This window comes from Leifsonia sp. 115AMFTsu3.1 (genome assembly GCF_004362795.1).
GTDB lineage: Bacteria > Actinomycetota > Actinomycetes > Actinomycetales > Microbacteriaceae > Leifsonia.
Map to the genome: position 1 here is coordinate 1,756,337 of NZ_SNYB01000001.1, position 18,229 is coordinate 1,774,565.

The following is an 18,229-nucleotide window of genomic DNA, read 5'->3' on the forward strand; positions in this document are numbered from 1 at the left end:
GCGATGCCCCGAGTGGATCGTATATCTTCCTGTACACCGCGGCCAGGCGCCCCGCCTGTGAATGCGCTCCGGCCGGGAGGCAGGGAAGGCGGTCAGGCCGTGGGGGCTGGGAGCGCCGCGCGGATGAGGACCTGGGCGGCCGCGCGCGCGTCGGCCGCGGCGTCGGGCGTCCCGGCGATCGCGGCCGTGGTCTGCGCGCCCTCGGCGAGGATCGCCAGCTGCGGCGCGAGCGAGGGCGACGCCCCCGCCTCGGCGGCGAGCTCGGCGACGAACGTCTGGAACGACTCCTTGTGCCGCCGGGCGGCCTCCGCCACGCGCGGGTCGGCCGCGCCGAGCTCGCCGAACGCGTTGATGAAGCCGCACCCGCGGAAGGTGTCCTCGATGAACCAGTCCGCCAGGTAGTCGTAGATCGCGAGCAGGCGCGCCTCGGCGCCGTCGACGGTCGCGACCCTCGCGGCGACGCCGTCGGTCCAGAGATCGTGACGCTTCGCGAGCACCGCGAGCACGAGGTCGTCCTTCGAGGGGAACAGCTGGTACAGCCGTCGCAGCGACACGCCCGCCGCATCCCGTACCTGATCCATGCCGACGGCGTGGAAACCGCGCGCGTAGTAGAGCGCGTCGGCAGCGTCCACGATCCGGGTCCACATCTCTTCATCCGCCATTCTCCGATTGTAGCTTGACTGAGAACGATAGTTCTCGCTAGAGTCGGATCACCGGCGAGAACGATCGTTCTCGCCCAGTCGAAGAAAGGATGCGACACGATGTCGTACATCACCGTCGGGACCGAGAACAGCACTCCCATCGAGCTCTTCTACGAAGACCACGGCTCCGGCCAGCCGGTCGTGCTGATCCACGGATTCCCGCTCGACGGCCACTCGTGGGAGAAGCAGACAGCCGCACTGCTCGACGCCGGCTACCGCGTGATCACGTACGACCGCCGCGGATTCGGCCGCTCCAGCCAGGCCACTACCGGCTACGACTACGACACGTTCGCCGCCGACCTCAAGGTCGTGCTCGACACCCTCGACCTGCGGGACGCGGTGCTCGTCGGCTTCTCGATGGGCACCGGCGAGGTCGGCCGCTACCTCGGGCTCTACGGCTCCGAGCGCGTCGCCAAGGTCGCCTTCCTCGCCTCTCTCGAGCCGTACCTGCTCAAGACCGACGACAACCCCGACGGCGCCGCGCCGCGCGAGTTCTTCGAGGGCATCGTGGATGCGGTGAAGGCCGACCGCTACGCGTACTTCACGCAGTTCTACAAGGACTTCTACAACCTCGACGAGAACCTCGGCACCCGCATCAGCGAGGAGGCCGTGCGCAACAGCTGGAACGTCGCCGCCGGCAGCGGGGCGGTGGCTTCGGCCGCGGCTCCGCTCACCTGGTTCACCGACTTCCGTGCCGACATCGCGAAGATCGACGTCCCTGCGCTCATCCTCCACGGCACCGCCGACAACATCCTCCCGATCGACGCGACCGCCCGTCCCTTCCACAAGCTCCTGCCGCAGGCGGACTACGTGGAGGTCGAGGGTGCGCCGCACGGCCTGCTGTGGACCCACGCGGCCGAGGTCACCGAGGCGCTCCTGACCTTCCTCCGGAAGTAACCCGCCCCACGGGCCAGGAGTGGCGCGGCGCGGACCTCGGGCGGTCCGCGCCGCGCTTCGTCGTGCGTGCGTCAGGTGCGCAGCCGCCTGCGCTCCGCCCACACGTAGAGCGCCGCGTAGACGACGAACGAACCGACGAGTCCCCAGACGAGCAGAGCGGCGGACGGCCGAGACCACAGCAGCTCGCCGCCGCGGAGCAGGAGGGCGAGCAGCATCAGCGCGAGCGCCACCAGCTGCGCCTGGAAGATCTGCCGGAACGCGCTCCACCGGGAGTCGCCCAGCATCCACAGATTGACCATGCCGGGCAGGGTCAGGATGGCACCGCACACCCGCGCGGTGAGCGGCGTCAGCGGCCAGGCCCAGATCGAGATGGCCAGCTGCGGAGCCACGAACAGCATCAGCCCGACGACCAGCGAGCAGAGCCCGATGAGGGCGAGCAGGATGCGCACCCAGCCGGGCAGGACGGCATCCCGCTGGTCGACCGCTCCGGAGTCCTCCCCGCGGTTCACGATCATCGCGGCCAGCACCAGGAACGGCGTGGTCACGTACAGCGTCACCCAGACGATGAACGACAGGTGCCCGAAATGGAAGCGGTCCCAGTGCAGGAACGTCGCGACCGCCAGCAGGGTGGCGAACAGCAGGACGGCGGGGAAGCCGTGCCGGACGGCGTGCCAGCGGTTCGGCCGAACCACGTGGACGAAGAACACGATGCCTCCCGCATAGGCGCTGCCCAGCAGCATCGCGGTGATCGGCGGGCGGATGGTCCACGCGAACAGCCGGTCGGTGGTGTCGGCCAGCGGATAGAGGAGCACGAAGGCGGCGACCAGGAACGGGATGATGATCGCGCCGACGACGCGCGTGTACGGGTGCACGCGGTCGCTCATGCGTCGTGTCCCTCCGCCTCGGCGACGGCGCGATCGGCGGGCAGGGACCGGCCCTCCCCGATGGCGGACTCGAAGGCGACGGCATCCGCGGGGGAGGCGGCAGCCAGCATCCGGTCGACGAACAGCTGATGGAAGGAGAACACGGGCACGTTGTACAGCCCGGTGCGCTCCCGCAGCGAACGCGACGCCCCGAGCAGGCGGCCGGCCCGGCGGACGTCACCGGAGAGCGCGGCGACCGCGACCATCCCCTCCAGACCGTAGGCGATGCCCTCGACGTGGCCCAGCCTGGTGGAGAGCGCCAGGCAGGCAGAGAAGTCGGATGTCGCCCCTGCTGCATCGCCGAGGAGTAGCCGAGCCCAGCCGCGGTGGTGCTGGGCGATCGTCACGCCCAGCTCGTCGCCGTTGTCGTGGGCGAGGGCCAGGCTCTCCTCGAAGTGCCCGAGTGCCGTATCCACCCGTTCGCGCAGCAGGGCGACCCTCCCGAGCATGACGAGCGCCATGGCCTGGCCCCAGCGGTCGCCGCGGCCGCGGAAGAGCCGCAGGCTGGTGTCCATCGCGTCGTCCGCGGCGGACGGATCCGGTTGCGGCGAGGCGAGCACGGCCAGCGCGAACGAGATGAGGGCGAGCGCTTCGCCGTCGGGGTCGTCGGAACGGCCGAAGAGCTCGGCGCTCTCGGTGAGGCCCGCGGCGACAGTGCCGCCCGGATCCTGCCAGAACGTGATCGCCTGGGTGAAGTAGAGGGCGATGGCGCGCGTGCGGTCGTCCAGCAGTTCGTCGGCGGCGAGGACCTCGTCCATCCATCCGCGCACCTCGCCGAGCAGGCCCGCGACCCACCAGTACACGTAGAGCGCCCAGGCCAGATGTGCGGCCCGTGACCAGTCCCTCCGGTCGAGGAGGTGCCGGACGGCGGCGCGGAGGTTGCCCGTGTCGGCGCCGAGCCGCACCACCCAGTCGTGCTGCGCGGCGCCTTCGAGCCCCGCGTCGGCCCGGTCGGCGAGCGCGAGGAAGAAGGCGGCGTGCGCGTCGCGGACGGCGGCGAGCGTGCCTTCCCGCTCCAGCTGCTCGATCCCGTACTCGCGCACGACGGCGAGCAAGGAGAAGCGCGCGGCGGCGGTGTCCTCGTGCTGGCGCACCAGGCTGTTGTCGACGAGGACGGCCAGGGCGGAGAGCACGTCGGGTGCCTCGCCGTCGGCGGCCACCGCCCCGGCGACGGACTCCGCCGCCTCCAACGAGAAGCTGCCCGCGAAGACGCCGAGCTGGGCGAGGAGGGTGCGCTCCGGCGGGTCGAGGAGCTGGGCGCTCCAGTCGATCGTGGCGCGGAGGGTCCGCTGGCGCTCCGGGAGGTCGCGGGCGCCTCCGACGAGCAACGGGAGGCGGTGGTCGAGCCGCCGCGCGAGTTCGGACGGCGGCAGCACCCGCACGCGCGCCGCGGCCAGTTCGAGCGCCAGAGGGACGCCGTCCAGCGCCGTGCAGACGCGGCCGACGTCGCCGCGGTTCGACGACGTGACCTCGAAATCCGGCCGGACGGCGTGGGCGCGTTCCACGAACAGCCTCATCGCCTCGTCGGGCGGGAGAGGCTCGAGCTCGTACCGCCGCTCGCCGCCGACGCGGAGCAGCGACCGGCTGGTGACGATCGCCGAGACGCCGGGCGCGGCAGCCAGCAGCGAGGTGATGATCGGTGCCGCGGGGAGCGCCTGCTCGAAGTTGTCGAGCACGAGCAGCACGCGGCGATCGCGAAGCGCGGTGGTGACCTTGTCCGCGAGCGGTGCGTCGCCGGTGTCGCGGACCCCGAGAGCCTGCGCGAGCGCGCCGACCACACCGGCGGCATCGTGCGCGGGGGAGATGTCGACGAACACCGCGCCGTCCGGGAAGCGGTCGCCCGGGTCGGAGGCGGTCGCTATGGCCAGCCGGCTCTTGCCCATCCCGCCGGGACCCGTGATCGTGACCAGCCGGGCGCCGCCGCCGAGCATCGCGCGGACCGCCTCGACGTCGGCCTCGCGCCCGATCAGGCGGGTCAGCGGCGACGGAAGGGCCGGCGTCGTGACGGGCGCGGTCGAGGCGACGGGATGCGGCGGAGAGGTCGCGAGCCTGCTCAGCTCGAAACGTTCGGCGAGGAGGGTGGCGAGGTCCGCCTCCAGCAGCACCTGCAGCTCCTGGGCCGACTCGACGTACTTGAAGGAGGCACGGTCGTCGGCACGGATGCGGTCGAGCAGCTCGGTCAGCCGCGCCTCGCGGGCGGGGGCCGGATCCTTGATGTAGATCAGGCGCGGCAGCTGCGGCGGGCACAGGTTGTACTCGTCCTCCAGCCCCGAGACCTGTTCGTCCGGCGCGACCCAGCCGTACCGCTCCCAGTAGAGCCCGACGAACACGTCGCTCTGGTCGAGGTAGGCGCGGTACAGCTCCCGCGGGGGATGCGGCCGGGCGCCGAGCTCGAACATGACCGGAGCGAGATGCAGGCGCTCGATGGCGGCTCGCGCGGCCCGGCGTTCCGGGGCGAGCTCTTTGAGGGTCGAACTGACGAAGACGCGCAGCCGCTGGTCCGGCGTGCGGATCACCCGCGGGACGCCGTTCATGCACGCATTCTGTTGCACGCACCCCGGGGTGCACCAGAGGTCTGTGCGGACGGCCCCGACAGGTCGGACTCAGCGCGAGCCGTGGGACGAGCGTGCGGGTGCGGGCTCCGACTGCGTGGTCGCTTGGAGGGCGGACGCCGACGCACCCAGCTCGCGCAGCGCTGCGGCGGACGCCGAGGCCGCCTCGGCGTGATAGATCACCAGCAGCTGCCCGCCCGAGTCGCCGATGGGCAGCTTCTGCCGGTTGAGCTCCAGCATCCCGACCCGGGGATGGGCGAGCCGGGCGGCGCCACCGCCGAGCCCCCGCACATCGTGCCGCGCCCAGAGCTTGCGGAAATGCTCGCTGCCCAGCGAGAGCTCGCCGACGAGCTGGGCGATGCGCGGGTCGTCGACGTCGCTGCCGATCGAGGCGCGGAACGACGCGATCAGCCCGGCGGTCGCCTGCTCCCAGTCCGGATACAGCGCCCGCTCGTCCTCGTCGAGGAAGAGGGAGCGCAGGCGGTTCTCGCCCGGGCGGATGCTGGGGGAGAGGGCGGTCGCGAGCGGGTTCGCGGCCAGCACGTCGAACATCCGGTCCTCCACGAACGCGGGAAGCTCGATCACCTCCAGCAGCTGGAGGATGCCCTTCGGCACCGTCCGACGGGCAGGGCGGCGGACGCGCGCGGGCTGCGGCTCGCCGAGACTCAGGAGGTACTCGGTGGCCGCCGCGTCGAGCGCGAAGACGCGCGCGAGCGCGGTCAGCACCTGCGCGGACGGGTGGCGGTCGCGGCCCTGCTCGAGCCGCAGGTAGTAGTCGGCGCTGATCCCGGCGAGCGTCGCGACCTCCTCGCGGCGGAGCCCGGGTGTGCGTCGGACACCCGTGACCCGGAGGCCGACGGACGCCGGATCGACGAGCTCGCGCCGGGCGCGGAGGTACTCGCCGAGGGAGTTCGGTTCGGAGCGGGAGGTGGCCACAGCGCGAGTCTAGGAGCGCGCGGTGAGCGCATCCAGGTCCTTCCATCCCCAGGATCGTCGCGGTACTGCCTGGCGCGCCGCCGAGGCCGGAGAGTGGATGCCATGACAGACATCGACACCACTCGCGCCGCCCTCCCCGGTGGCAGCTATCGCACCGGCGACCTCGACCTCACCCGCTTCGGATACGGCGCCATGCAGCTCGCCGGTCCGGGTGTCTTCGGGCCGCCGGCCGACCGCGACGGGGCCATCGCGGTGCTCCGAGCCGCTGTGGAGGCGGGCGTCACCCACATCGACACGGCCGAGTTCTACGGCCCGCACGTGACCAACGAGCTCATCCGCGAGGCGCTCGCGCCGTATCCCGACACGCTCCACATCGTCACGAAGGTCGGGGCGGAGCGGGATGCGGAGGGCAACTGGCCGCACGCGCGCTCGCCGCAGCAGCTGCGCGACCAGGTGCACCAGAACCTGCGCTCGCTCGGGGTCGACGCGCTGGATGTGGTCAACCTGCGCGTCGGCGGGTTCGACCGCCCGGAGCCCGGCTCGATCGCCGAGCAGTTCGGCGCCCTCGCCGACCTGCAGCGGGAGGGGCTCATCCGGCACCTGGGGCTGAGCACCGTCAGTGCGGAGCAGCTGGCCGAGGCACAGGCCATCGCCCCGGTCGTCACCGTGCAGAACTTCTACAACATCGCCAACCGGGAGGATGACGCGCTGGTCGACCGGACCGCCCGCGAGGGGATCGCGTACGTACCGTACTTCCCGCTCGGCGGCTTCACGCCGCTGCAGTCGGGCACGCTCGCGTCGGTCGCCGAGCGGCTCGGTGCGACGCCGCTCGCCGTGGCCCTGGCGTGGCTGCTCCACCGCTCGCCGAACATCCTGCTGATCCCGGGCACCTCGTCGGTGGCGCACTTGCGCGACAACATCGCGGGCGCCGGGCTGCAACTGTCGGATGACGCGATCGCCGAATTGGACGCGGTCGGCTGACCCCTGGGGGGATGTGCCCGCTCGATCTCACGGACCCCATTGCTTCGAATGCGAAATCGTATATCATTGGCGGATCGGAGCGCCGCTCCGGGACAACGATGTCGCAGCACTGGGAGTACACAACGATGAGCACATCCCCCTTCACGCCGACGGGCAGCATCCGCTCGCAGACGGATCGCCGCCGGGTCGTCTTCGCCACCGTCATCGGAACGACGGTCGAATGGTACGACTTCTTCATCTACGCCTCCGCGGCCGGCCTCGTCTTCGGCCAGCTGTTCTTCGCGCCCGCCGGGCCGCAGTTCGCCACGGTCCTGTCGTTCCTGACGGTCGGCGTGAGCTTCCTGTTCCGTCCGCTGGGCGCATTCCTCGCCGGACACTTCGGCGACCGCTACGGCCGTCGGCAGGTGCTCGTCGTCACGCTGATCCTGATGGGACTCGCCACCGCCCTCGTCGGCCTGCTGCCGACGTACGAGGCGATCGGCATCGCGGCGCCCATCCTCCTGGTGCTGCTGCGCGTGCTCCAGGGCATCTCGGCCGGCGGCGAGTGGGGCGGCGCCGTGCTCATGGCGGTCGAGCACGCGCCGACCGCGCGGCGCGGGCTGTTCGGGGCTTCGCCCCAGATCGGCGTTCCCCTCGGCCTGCTGCTCGCCTCCGGCGCGATGGCCCTGATGACGGTCATCGCCCCCGGCGACGCCTTCCTCGCCTGGGGCTGGCGGGTGCCGTTCCTGTTCTCCGTGGTGCTCATCGCGATCGGATACTGGGTGCGACGTCGCGTCGAGGAGAGCCCGGTCTTCACCGAGATCGCGGAGCGGCGCCAGCGCACCCGCATGCCGATCGTGCAGGTGTTCCGCAAGCACGCGTTGCTCGTGATCGTCGCCGCCCTGGTCTTCGCCGGCAACAATGCGGTGGGCTACATGACGACCGGGGGATACATCCAGAACTACGCGACCAATCCGGAGGGGCCGCTGAAGCTCGACCGCGGACCGGTCCTCTGGGCGGTCGCGGCCTCCGCCGTGACCTGGCTGGCCGCCACCTGGTTCGCAGGCTGGCTGAGCGACCGCATCGGCCGCCGCACCACCTACATCATCGGGTGGATCCTGCAGCTGGTCGGCGTGTTCGCCCTGTTCCCGCTGGTGAACACCGGGAACATCGGCCTGCTGTTCCTCGGCCTCGCCATCCTCACCATCGGACTCGGCTTCACGTACGGACCGCAGGCGGCGCTCTACTCGGAGCTGTTCCCGGCATCCATCCGCTTCTCGGGCGTCTCGATCTCGTACGCGATCGGCGCCATCCTCGGCGGTGCGTTCGCCCCGACCATAGCGACGGCGCTGGTGCAGGCCACCGGGAGCACCCTCTCGGTCACCTGGTACCTCGCCGGGATGACGCTCCTCGGTCTCATCGCGACCCTGCTGCTGCGCGACCGCACCGGCATCCCGCTCGGCCCCGATCACGAGGCGGAGCAGGCGGCCAGCCCGATCCGCGGCGTCGGCCGTCGCGCCGAGGCGCCGGAGCCGGTGCGCGGCTGACGCGCCACCTCGTCTCGCCCATCGGGCCTGAGATTTGCGCCAAATCTCGGTTATGTGCGTCCCAAAACCGAGATTTGCGCCAAATCGTGACGCGGGGGTGTCCCGGGAGGGCTGAGATTCGTGCCGAATGTGCGGAATGGCGCGCTGAAAGCGCACATTCGGCACGAATGTCGAGGGGTCAGCCCGCGACGAAGTGGATGAGGTGGGGCGCCACGGCCTCGCCCGACACGTCATGCGTCTGGCCCGCCACGATCGCGAACTCGCCGTCCTGGGCGGCAGCGGCCACGCCCTCCGCGCCGAAGCGCAGGAAGCCGGGGCTCTGCTCGCCCGCGAGGCCGAGCACCGGCACGCTGATCGCCTGCAGTAGGTCGTCCGGGATGCGGCTGTCGCCCATCGCGGCGTCGTCGTACGCGAGGGTGGGGGCGAGGGCAAGCGTGCTCTCCCAGCCGGGCGAGCGGCGCATTCCCTCGATCCCGGCGTCGGGCACACCGACGCGGCGGAGGAACAGTTCGACGGCGCTGGCGCGGTCGTCCGCCGCGAGCGCCGCCCCGAGCTCGCTCGTGTAGGCGGTCGCCGAGGAGAGCATCGGGTCGGGCAGGTACGGCGGCTCGTAGACGGCGGTGCGCGGGATGCGGTCCGGGCCGAGGGCTGCGGTGGCGGCCAAAGCGAGGGCGCCGCCCGACGACATGCCGAACAGCGTCGCCGAGCCACCCGCAGCATCCACGAGCGCGGCGATGTCCTCGATCTCGCGCGCGACCGCGTCCGCGCGTGCGGTCGGATCCGCGAGCCGATCCTCGCTGTCGCCGCGACCGCGACGGTCGTAGAGGACGACCGTGAGCCGGTCGCGGAGAGCGGCGGCGATCGGGCGCATAGGTCCGGCATCCCGGAAGCACATCGCGCCGTCGACGAGGATCACGGCTGGGCCTGTCCCGTCGATCTCGTACGCGATCGTGCTGCCGTCGGCGGAGGCGAGGGTGCTCATGGTGTGCAGCGTAGCCCCTGCCCTCACGAGTGCCGATGCCGGCGCGAGCCGACGAGCGAGACGAGCCCGAGCATCAGCGCCGCGATACCGAGCAGCCCCGCCGGAGCGAACGCCCCTGCATCCGAGCCGCTGTCGGCGAGCTCGACCGTCGCCGACGAACTCGTCCCCGCCCCGGGACCCGCAGGCCCGACGCCCGTCGGCGGCGGCGTGACCGGCGCGACGAGCGCGAAGTCCTGGTCGTCGACCGCCTCGCCCGCCGCGGTGATCGTGAACGTGCGCGTCGCCGCACCCGTGACGGTGTAGCCCGCGGGAGGCGTCACCGTGAGGGTGTAGGTGCCCGCCGGCAGGCCGCCGAGCGCGAAGGCTCCGTCGGTGCCTGTGGTGAACGCTGCGTTGACCGGGCCGGTCAGCTGCACCGCGGCGCCGGCAACGGGAGCGCTGCCGGCGCTCACCACGCCCTCGACAGCACCCGCTCTGGCGAGGGCGAAGTCCACGTCGCCGATGTCGGTGGAGGCGACCGTCACACTCTGCGACGCAGGGCCGACCACCGTCGTCCCTGGCGGGGGCGTGACGCTGATCGTGTACGAGCCCGGCGTCAAGCGCGGGAGCGTGTAGCTGCCGTCGGCGCCCGTCACGACGCTCACGGTGCCGCCGCCGGCGAGCACTGCGGTGACCACCGCACCGGCCACCCCGCCTCCCGCGTCGGTGACGCGACCGGTGATGTCCGGGTTCTCCTGGAGCACCGCATCCAGGCCGTCGATCGGGTCCTCACTGCCGATGGGCACGGCGAACGGCGGAGGCGGCACGGCCAACGTGTACCCGGCCGGGACCGCTACGGTCGCCGTGTGCGGACCGGTCGGCACCTCCTCGAACCGGTACACGCCGTCGGGGCCGGTGGTGGTCGTCGCGCCGGTGTCGAGCTGCACGGTGACTCCGGCGATCGGATCTCCGGCCGTGTCGCGCACGGTGCCGCCGACGCCGACCGGGATGATCACGTGGATGCCGAAGTCGGCCACCGCATCCTGCGTCGACAGGTCGGCGGGCAGGGTGACCGCGCCGTCGGCGATCGACCCGGCGGGTGGGGTGACCGAGACCGTGTAGCCCGCACTCGCCTGCACGCCCGTGAAGGCATAGGTGCCGTCGGCGAGCGGCGTCGTGGTCGCGACGACTTCGCCGTCCGCGTCGCGGAGGGTGAGCACGGTGCCGGTGATCGACCCCGTGGAGGCGGTGACGGTTCCGGTGATGTCGCGTGTCAGTGCTGTGAACCAGGTCTGGAACACCGGGAAGCCGGAGCGCTGCCGGTACACGAAGGTGAGAGCGCTGATCGGCGCGCTCGGCTCGAACCACGCGGCGGCACCACTGGTGTCGATCGCGGCTGCGTTGCCGGTCAGAGTCGTCGTCGCGGCGTCCCAGACGGGCACGTCGGTGGCCGACCCGGTGCAGGACGGCTTGCCGGCGAGTCCGGGAGCGCAGTAGTTGAAGCCGCCGCGGTAGCCCAGCTGCGCGGCCGTCAGCGCGATCCCATCCGGCCCGATCGCGCGTACCTGGACGGCGTCGGCGTCGATGTCGCCCAGCACGAAGGCCCAACCGCTGGTCGGCGTCGCTGCCGCGAACGCGTAGGTCGTCGTGGATGGCGCGGTCGGGGTGTCCGCCTTCGGCCGCAGGTTCAGGTACGGCTGGTTCTGGCTGGAGCCGTACTTCTGGCCGACCGGGGTGCCTGCGGCGAGCCAGGTGCTGGTTCCGGAGATCACACCGATCTGCCCGCTGCGGGAGTCGGTGCTGACGGTCGCGCTGAGGCGCGGAGTGTTCGCGACCTGCATCGTGTACGACCCCGGTCCGGTGGTGGACCAGGACGCCCACTGGGCGACGGTGGCCGCGGAGGCGGGGGAGGTCAGGAGGACCGACGCGGCGACGAGGCCGGCGGCTACGGCGCCGGCGAGGGCGGATCGGGCGGTGGTGCGCGTCGGACGGCTCACCCGGCGAGGCTAGCCGTTGGTCTCAAGCCGCGTCTAGCACCAGCGGAGCAGGCGCCGACGAGGACCTCAGCGCCCCTGCCGCCGCCGCACGCCGAAGCCGATCAGCACCGCGCCGCCGATCGCCACGAGCACGCCGGCGCCGCGCACGAGCCACTGCGTCTCTCCGGCCAGCGCATCCACCAGCAGCGGACCCGCGAGCCCGATGACGACGAGTGCGACTCCCAGGATGAAGAACCAGGGGGAACCGTTCGTCCGCTCGACCATGCTCCGAGCCTATCCGGGCGGGGATGGTTCGGTCACGGCCGAGCGGACGGCGGGTTACGGCAGGTAGTACGTCGGGTTCGGCAGCTTCACGGTCCGGTCGGCGTAGCCGCCGATCAGGTCGCTGAACTGGTCGCCGAAGTTGGCGACGATGTCGTAGCGGCCGCCGGAGGGTGACTCGATGTGCGCCCGCGTCTGCGACTTGTACTCGATGGTCGTGCACTTGGCGGTCGCGCAGGTGATGTACGACGGCTGCTGCGAGGCGCCGACGCCCGTCCACTTCGTGTAGAAGTTCTGCGCGGTGAAGCCGGTGTAGCCGACCTTCGCGAGATTGCCGAGCGTCGCGGCCTTCTGGTCGTCGTTGCGCCCGGTGAGGCCGATCAGCGTGCAGCCGGCCTTCTGGGCGACGGCCGCCAGGGTCGTCATGTGCGGCGTGGCCGGGAAGCGCTGCTGCTGCACCCACACATCCTGCTCGGCCGGGTCGAACTGGAAGTGCATGTCCGCGACCTCCATGTCGTACGTCCAGAGCGTGGTGTCGTCCGTGTCGAGCACGATCGCCGGGTTCTTGTGCAGCTTCTTCTCGACGAAGCAGGTCGCGGCGAGCACCGGCGCCTGGCGCAGCACGATGGAGCGGAGCTCACGGATGTAGGGCGAGTCGGCCTTGTTCGCGATGCCCGTGCCCGGGTCGCCGTAGTAGGTGGCGATGGTCTTCTTGACGGAGTCGATGTTCGGGATGCCCTCGCCGCCCTCGGTGGCTCCGCTCGACCCGTCGGGTGCCATGGTGAAGTGGGTGCGCGGGGCGAGCTGCGGCTCGGAGACGCCGGGCAGGTCCGGCGACGGCAGGTAATAGGTCGGGTTCGGGAGTTTGAGCGCCTCTTCCGCGTAGCCGCCCTGGAGGTCCGACCACTGGTCGCCGACGTTGAGGGTGATCGTGTAGCCGAGGTCCTGGATGTGCTTCCGCGTCAGCGCCTTGTATTCGACGGTCGTGCAGCTGGCCGCCGCGCACGTGATGTACGAGGGCTGCTGGGAGGCGCCGGTGCCGGTCCACTTCGTGTAGAAGCGGTCGGAGGTGAACGCGGTGTAGCCGACCTTGTCGAGGTTGCCGAGGGTGGCGGCCTTCTGGTTGTCGTTTCGCCCGGTCAGCCCGAACACCGTGTACCCGAGCGCGGCGGCCTGGTTCACGAAGTCGACCATTCCGGGAGTGGCAGGGAAGCGCTGACCCTGGACCCACACATCCTGCTCGGCCGGGTTGAACTGGAAGTGCATGTCCGCGACCTCCATGTCGTACGTCCAGAGCGTCGTGTCGTCCGCGTCGAAGACGATCGCGGGCTTCTGGCCCTGCTGCACGGCGCGGTCGTACTCGGCCTTGAGCTCCGCCTTCTCGCGGGCGAGGATGCCGCCGAGCTCGCGGATGTACGGCGAGTCGGTCTTGTTCGCGATGCCGGTGCCGGGGTCGCCGTAGTAGGTGGCGATCGTCTTCTTGTCGGAGTCGATGTTCGGGATGCCTTCGCCGCCCTGGGTCGCTCCGCTCGAGCCGTCGGGCGCCATGGTGAACGAGGTGCGCGGCGTGAGAGCCGTGTCGCCGTGGCCGTGTCCATTTCCGGGCCCCGGATCCCAGGCGAGCGCTGCGGGGGCGTCCGCCAGGCCGACGCCGAGCGCGAGCACGAGAGCGCTCGCGGCGCCGATGAACACGCGGCGGAACCGGGAGGGGGAGTGGAGGGAGTCGGACATGATCGCACCTTCGCCATCGGGCGGCCGTCGTGTGGCCTGGATGTCTGCCCCCATTCGGGGGCCGGGAGCAGCCTAGCGAAGGGTCGACGCGAGCGGAAGCGAAGGGACGTCGCCGGCGGTCGCGAACCGAACGACACACTCAGCGGGATTGAAGTCGGCGCCGGTAACGTTGACGCCCGTATGAGCACCGACACTCTCGACGCGGCCGCCCTCCGTGCGGACTTCCCGATCCTCTCGCGAGAGGTGAACGGGCACCCCTTCGTCTACCTCGACTCCGGCGCCACGTCGCAGAAGCCGCGCCAGGTGCTCGACGCCGAACGCGAGTTCGCCGAGCGCTTCACCTCTGCCGTGCATCGCGGGGCGCACACGGTGGCGGGCGAGGCGACCGAGCTGTTCGAGGACGCCAGGGCGCGCGTCGCCGGCTTCGTCGGCGCACAGCCGGAGGAACTGGTCTGGACCTCCAACGCGACCGAGGGCATCAACCTGCTGGCGTACGGGATGTCGAACGCCTCGCTCGGACGCGGTGGCGCGGCGGCCGAGCGCTTCCGTCTCGGCCCGGGCGACGAGCTCGTCGTGACGGAGGCGGAGCACCACGCCAACCTCATCCCCTGGCAGGAGCTCGCCGCGCGCACCGGCGCGACCCTGCGCGTGATCGGCCTGACCGACGACGGGATGCTGCGGCTCGATCAGGCCGCCGAGATTATCGGCCCGCGCACGCGGGTCGTCGCGTTCGCGCACGTCTCCAACGTGCTCGGCGGCATCAGCCCCGTCGCCGAGCTCGTCGCGCTGGCCCACGAACACGGCGCGCTCGTCGTGCTGGACGCCTGCCAGTCCGTCCCGCATCTGGCCGTCGACCTGCCCGCTCTGGACGTCGACTTCGCCGTGTTCTCGGGCCACAAGATGCTCGGCCCGACCGGCGTCGGCGCCCTCTACGGCCGCAGCGAGCTGCTGAACGCCCTCCCGCCCTTCCTCACCGGCGGCTCCATGATCACGCAGGTGACGCTGGAGGGCGCCGAGTACCTCCCGGCACCGCAGCGGTTCGAGGCCGGGACTCAGCGCGTGTCGCAGGCCGTCGCCCTCGCCGCCGCCGTCGACTACCTCGATGCGGTCGGAATGCCCGCGATCGAAGCGCACGAGGAGGCCCTGGGGGAGCGGCTCCTCGCCCGCCTCGACGGGGTCGAGGGCGTGCGCGTGCTCGGCCCGGGTGCCGGTGTGCCGCGGGTCGGCCTCGCGAGCGTCGTGGTGGACGGCATCCATGCGCACGACGTCGGCCAGTTCCTCGACGACCGCGGCATCGCGGTGCGGGTCGGCCACCACTGCGCGCAGCCCGTGCACCGCCGGTTCGGCGCGACCGCCAGCACGCGCATCAGCACCTATCTCTACAACACCGCCGACGAGGTGGATGCGGCCGTCGAGGCGATCGCGGACGCCCGCGCCTTCTTCGGCGTCACGAGCGGAGGAGTCCGATGAGCGACCTGCAGAACCTGTACCAGCAGGTCATCCTCGATCACGCCCGCGAGAAGCACGGCTACGGCATCGCGGGCGACGAGGCCGCGACCTCGCACCAGTTCAACCCCACCTGCGGCGACGAGGTGACGGTCGGCGTGCGCACCGCGGCCGACGGGCGCATCCTCTCGATCGGCTGGGAGGGGCACGGCTGCTCGATCTCGACGGCCTCTGCGTCGCTGCTGAGCGACCTGGTCGAGGAGGTGGACCGCGAGCGCCTGTCCGCATCCATCGCCGCCTTCCGCGAGCTCATGCACTCGAAGGGCGCACTGGAGGGCGACGAGGAACTGCTCGGCGACGCGGTCGCCCTCGCCGGCGTCTCCAAGTACGTCACGCGGGTGAAGTGCGCGATGCTGCCATGGGTGGCCCTCGAGGACGCGCTGCTCAAGTCCGCCTGATCGGAGCGGTCGCCGTCACGGCACCGGTGCCAGGTCCACCTCGTCGGCGATAGCCTCCAGCGCGGACGGCAGCGACGGGAACGTCGTGCCGTAGACGAGCCCCGAGGGGCCCGCGGCCGTCCACGCCTGGGCGCCCCGCGTGACGCGTCCCACGAGGTAGCGGCGATGGCCGCCCAGCACCTGCCGCTGAGCGAGCGGCAGGGTGAGCGGAAAGGCGTACACGTCGCCCTGCGGGCTGACGACCAGCTCCCAGCGGGCCCGTCCCGGACTGAACTTGCTCGTGAAGATGCGCGACATGATCGACCGTTTGTACCGCGTGGCCGGGCGCCGTCGCCATGAAGATGACGACCTGTTGCGAAAACCTGCGTCGCGTTACGCGGGAGGTGTGTCGGGGCGTCTTCCGCGGGTGCTTCCGGTACCGGTCAGGGCTCCAGCCGGGAGAGCCAGACGGTGAGGATGCGTTCGAGCTCGGCGGCATCCCGCGGGCTCAGCTCGTCGACCAGGCGGTGCTCGTTGGCGAGGTGATCCGTGAACGCCGCGTCGATCGCCTCGCGTCCGCGTGGGGTGAGCGCGACGACCCGGCCGCGGCCGTCGGTCTCGGAGACGCGGCGGGTGACGAGGCCGGCACGCTCCAGCCTGTCGATGCGTTTCGTCATGCCGCCGGTCGTGATCATGGTGTGGTCGGCCAGGTCGCCGGGGGTCCGCTCGTAGGGCGCGCCCGCGCGGCGCAGGGTGGCGAGCACGTCGAAGTCGCCCTCGGCGAGCCCGTGCGCCTCGTAGACGGCCACCAGCTCGTCGGTGAGCCGGGCGGCGACCCGGTGCAGTCGGCCGATGATGCCCTGCGGCGACGGGTCGAGGTCGGGACGCTCACGGCCCCACTCGGCCTGGATGCGCGCGACGGCGTCGGTCTGCTCTCCGGTTTCCTGCTCCATCCCTTCACAATACCTTCCTTGGAAGCTAAAGTAGCTTCCATGGAAGATAATCGGTTCGCCGCGACCTGGCGATGGATGCTCGTCACCGCCATCGCGCCCGTCGCGTGGGGCTCCACCTACGTCGTCACGCGGGCCGTGCTGCCCGACGAGGCGCTCTGGGGAGCCGTCATCCGGGCGCTCCCGGCAGGGGTGATCCTGCTGGCGATCAGCCGTCGCCGTCCGCACGGCGCGTGGTGGTGGCGGTCCGCCGTGCTGGGGGTGCTGAACACCGGCGGCTTCTTCGCGCTGGTCTACGCGGTCGCACAGCGGCTTCCCTCCGGCGTGGCCTCGACGGTCATGGCGGCGTCGCCGCTCGTGATGATGGCGGCCGGACGGGTCATCCTCGGGCAGCGGCCGCGCGCGCTGGCACTCGCGGGAGGTGCGGCGGGCATCGTGGGCGTCGCACTCATGCTGTTCGGGGGAGCGGACGCCGTCGACGGACTCGGTGTCGTCCTCGCGGTGACCGCCCTGGTCGGCTCGGCGATCGGCTACGCGCTCGCGACGCGCTGGGGAGCGGTCGATCTGGTCGCATCCACCGCCTGGCAGCTGCTGGCCGGCGGACTGCTCGTGCTGCCGGTCGCCGTGATCGTCGAAGGCACGCCTCCGGCCCTGGACGGCGCGGCGATCGCCGGATTCGCCTACGTCACGGTCGTGGCGACCGCGCTGGCGTTCGTCGCGTGGTTCGCGGGTCTGCGGCACCTGCCGGCCGGAACGGTCGGACTGATCGGGCTGCTCAACCCCGTCACCGGCGTGGTGCTCGGCGCACTGGTCGCGGGGGAGGCACTGAGCGGGCGGCAGCTGCTCGGACTCGCGATCGTGCTGGCCGGCATTGCGCTCGGTCAGCTGCCGAAGGCCGGTCAGCTGCCGAGGGACTCCAGGAAGCTGCGGGTGGGCGCGAAGAACGTCGAGCCGGTCGCCGCGGTCGAGAAGTCGAGGATGCGGTCGTAGCTGCCCTCCGGGTCGCCCACGAACATCCGCTCCAGCATCCGCTCGATCACCCAGAGCGCGCGGGAGTAGCCGATGAAGTAGGTGCCGAATTCGCCGTGCCCCGGGCGTCCGAACGGCATGTTGTCGCGCAGGATGTCGTGCTCGACCCCCGCCTCGTCGACGATCGTCGCGAGGGTCTTGTGCGACTTCTGGCCGTGCTCGGCGTCGTCCAGCTCGATGTTCTCGACCTTGGTGCGGCCGATCACGCCCTCCTGCGACGGCACGGGCAGCCGGTTCCAGGCGCCCAGGTCGTGCAGGTACTTCTGCACGACGACGTAGCTGCCGCCCGCGTGCTCCGGGTCCTCGTCGCCGACGACGGTCGCCTCCGTCATGTCGCCGCCCGCAGGGTTGGCGGTGCCGTCGACGAAGCCGAGCAGGTCGCGGGCGTCGAAGTAGCGGAACCCGACCACCTCATCCACGACCTCGACGGCGCCGGCGAGGGAGTCGAGGAGCTGACGCTCCAGCTCGAACGTGAAGTCGCTCCGCTCGGCGCGGATGTGGAACAGCAGGTCGCCCGGCGTCGAGACGGCCGTGTGGACCGATCCGGCGATCTCGCGGAAGGGGTGCAGCTCGCGCGGGAGGGGCGTGTCGGTGAGGCGCGGCCAGAGGGCGGCGCCGATGCCGACGTTGCACGAGAGCCGGGCACCGAGGTCGCGGAATCCGACCGTCTTCACCTGGTCGGTGATGCCGCCGAGCACGTCCTTCACGGTGGCGAGCGCCTCCGGCGTGTCGTTGACCGTCACCACGAGGAAGACGGCAGCGCGCGACAGGGGTGCGTCGACGCTCTGCGGATCGATGGGGACGCGCTGCCAGGGCTGGTCGCCGGTGTTCGCCATGCCGCCATGCTGCCGTATCGGGGCGTCGCGTCGCCACTCGGGCGGACGCGCGGGCGTGCCGTCTG

17 protein-coding genes are annotated in these 18,229 nt (G+C 71.5%); 6 read left to right on the top strand and 11 right to left on the bottom strand.

Translation table 11 applies throughout. The annotated features are described in order from the left end of the window. Window positions 1-92: 92 nt before the first annotated feature. On the bottom strand, window positions 93-662 hold the full coding sequence (locus AXZ95_RS08515; protein WP_018190610.1) for a TetR/AcrR family transcriptional regulator: 570 nt from the start codon (window positions 660-662) through the stop codon (window positions 93-95). Between the two features lie 99 nt (window positions 663-761). On the opposite strand from AXZ95_RS08515, the gene AXZ95_RS08520 reads away from it, so the two are divergent. Then, entirely contained in the window at window positions 762-1,598 is an 837-nt protein-coding gene (locus tag AXZ95_RS08520) for an alpha/beta hydrolase (protein ID WP_018190611.1), read from the top strand. Between the two features lie 71 nt (window positions 1,599-1,669). Here the strand turns inward: AXZ95_RS08520 and AXZ95_RS08525 are convergent, their stop codons facing one another. The 3 genes from AXZ95_RS08525 to AXZ95_RS08535 all read right to left on the bottom strand — a co-directional run bounded on the left by AXZ95_RS08525 (window position 1,670) and on the right by AXZ95_RS08535 (window position 6,009). Further along, entirely contained in the window at window positions 1,670-2,482 is an 813-nt protein-coding gene (locus tag AXZ95_RS08525; protein WP_018190612.1) for a hypothetical protein, read from the bottom strand. Continuing rightward, a complete protein-coding gene (locus AXZ95_RS08530) occupies window positions 2,479-5,055 on the bottom strand; it encodes a DUF4062 domain-containing protein (RefSeq protein WP_051087274.1) in 2,577 nt (858 codons plus the stop codon). Before AXZ95_RS08530 ends, AXZ95_RS08525 begins: the two co-directional genes overlap by 4 nt. A gap of 69 nt (window positions 5,056-5,124) precedes the next feature. Beyond that, window positions 5,125-6,009, bottom strand: a complete 885-nt coding sequence (locus AXZ95_RS08535; RefSeq protein ID WP_018190613.1) for a helix-turn-helix transcriptional regulator — start codon at window positions 6,007-6,009, stop codon at window positions 5,125-5,127. Between the two features lie 102 nt (window positions 6,010-6,111). On the opposite strand from AXZ95_RS08535, the gene AXZ95_RS08540 reads away from it, so the two are divergent. Next, a complete protein-coding gene (locus AXZ95_RS08540; RefSeq protein WP_018190614.1) occupies window positions 6,112-6,990 on the top strand; it encodes an oxidoreductase in 879 nt (292 codons plus the stop codon). A 125-nt stretch (window positions 6,991-7,115) separates the two neighbouring features. Then, on the top strand, window positions 7,116-8,516 hold the full coding sequence (locus AXZ95_RS08545) for an MFS transporter (protein ID WP_018190615.1): 1,401 nt from the start codon (window positions 7,116-7,118) through the stop codon (window positions 8,514-8,516). Between the two features lie 178 nt (window positions 8,517-8,694). Here AXZ95_RS08545 and AXZ95_RS08550 read toward each other — a convergent pair whose 3' ends face one another. The 4 genes from AXZ95_RS08550 to AXZ95_RS08565 form a co-directional block, all read right to left on the bottom strand. Then, window positions 8,695-9,498, bottom strand: a complete 804-nt coding sequence (locus tag AXZ95_RS08550) for an alpha/beta hydrolase (RefSeq protein WP_018190616.1) — start codon at window positions 9,496-9,498, stop codon at window positions 8,695-8,697. Window positions 9,499-9,521: 23 nt separating this feature from the next. After that, the gene (locus AXZ95_RS08555; protein ID WP_018190617.1) at window positions 9,522-11,474 is read right to left on the bottom strand and encodes a carboxypeptidase regulatory-like domain-containing protein; all 1,953 of its coding nucleotides are present in this window, start codon (window positions 11,472-11,474) and stop codon (window positions 9,522-9,524) included. Window positions 11,475-11,540: 66 nt separating this feature from the next. Next, window positions 11,541-11,738 carry a hypothetical protein gene (locus AXZ95_RS08560; protein ID WP_018190618.1) on the bottom strand — a complete coding sequence of 66 codons (198 nt, stop codon included), beginning with the start codon at window positions 11,736-11,738 and terminating at the stop codon, window positions 11,541-11,543. Between the two features lie 54 nt (window positions 11,739-11,792). Continuing rightward, window positions 11,793-13,466: an HAD family acid phosphatase gene (locus AXZ95_RS08565; RefSeq protein ID WP_018190619.1), complete on the bottom strand. Its 1,674-nt coding sequence runs from the start codon at window positions 13,464-13,466 to the stop codon at window positions 11,793-11,795. Between the two features lie 180 nt (window positions 13,467-13,646). Here AXZ95_RS08565 and AXZ95_RS08570 point away from each other — a divergent pair, with 180 nt between their 5' ends. Further along, window positions 13,647-14,936, top strand: a complete 1,290-nt coding sequence (locus AXZ95_RS08570) for a SufS family cysteine desulfurase (protein ID WP_018190620.1) — start codon at window positions 13,647-13,649, stop codon at window positions 14,934-14,936. Further along, on the top strand, window positions 14,933-15,370 hold the full coding sequence (sufU, locus tag AXZ95_RS08575) for a Fe-S cluster assembly sulfur transfer protein SufU (RefSeq protein WP_018190621.1): 438 nt from the start codon (window positions 14,933-14,935) through the stop codon (window positions 15,368-15,370). Before AXZ95_RS08570 ends, sufU begins: the two co-directional genes overlap by 4 nt. A gap of 15 nt (window positions 15,371-15,385) precedes the next feature. On the opposite strand, the gene AXZ95_RS08580 is transcribed toward sufU, so the two are convergent. Beyond that, window positions 15,386-15,667 carry a hypothetical protein gene (locus AXZ95_RS08580; RefSeq protein WP_018190622.1) on the bottom strand — a complete coding sequence of 94 codons (282 nt, stop codon included), beginning with the start codon at window positions 15,665-15,667 and terminating at the stop codon, window positions 15,386-15,388. A 125-nt stretch (window positions 15,668-15,792) separates the two neighbouring features. Then, window positions 15,793-16,302 carry a MarR family transcriptional regulator gene (locus AXZ95_RS08585; RefSeq protein WP_018190623.1) on the bottom strand — a complete coding sequence of 170 codons (510 nt, stop codon included), beginning with the start codon at window positions 16,300-16,302 and terminating at the stop codon, window positions 15,793-15,795. 39 nt (window positions 16,303-16,341) lie between these two features. Between AXZ95_RS08585 and AXZ95_RS08590 the strand changes: the two genes are divergently transcribed. Continuing rightward, complete coding sequence (locus AXZ95_RS08590) at window positions 16,342-17,289, top strand: EamA family transporter (RefSeq protein WP_231374387.1); 948 nt, start codon at window positions 16,342-16,344, stop codon at window positions 17,287-17,289. Here the strand turns inward: AXZ95_RS08590 and AXZ95_RS08595 are convergent. Further along, window positions 17,199-18,164: a Dyp-type peroxidase gene (locus tag AXZ95_RS08595; RefSeq protein ID WP_018190625.1), complete on the bottom strand. Its 966-nt coding sequence runs from the start codon at window positions 18,162-18,164 to the stop codon at window positions 17,199-17,201. The genes AXZ95_RS08590 and AXZ95_RS08595 overlap by 91 nt on opposite strands. Window positions 18,165-18,229: the final 65 nt, after the last annotated feature.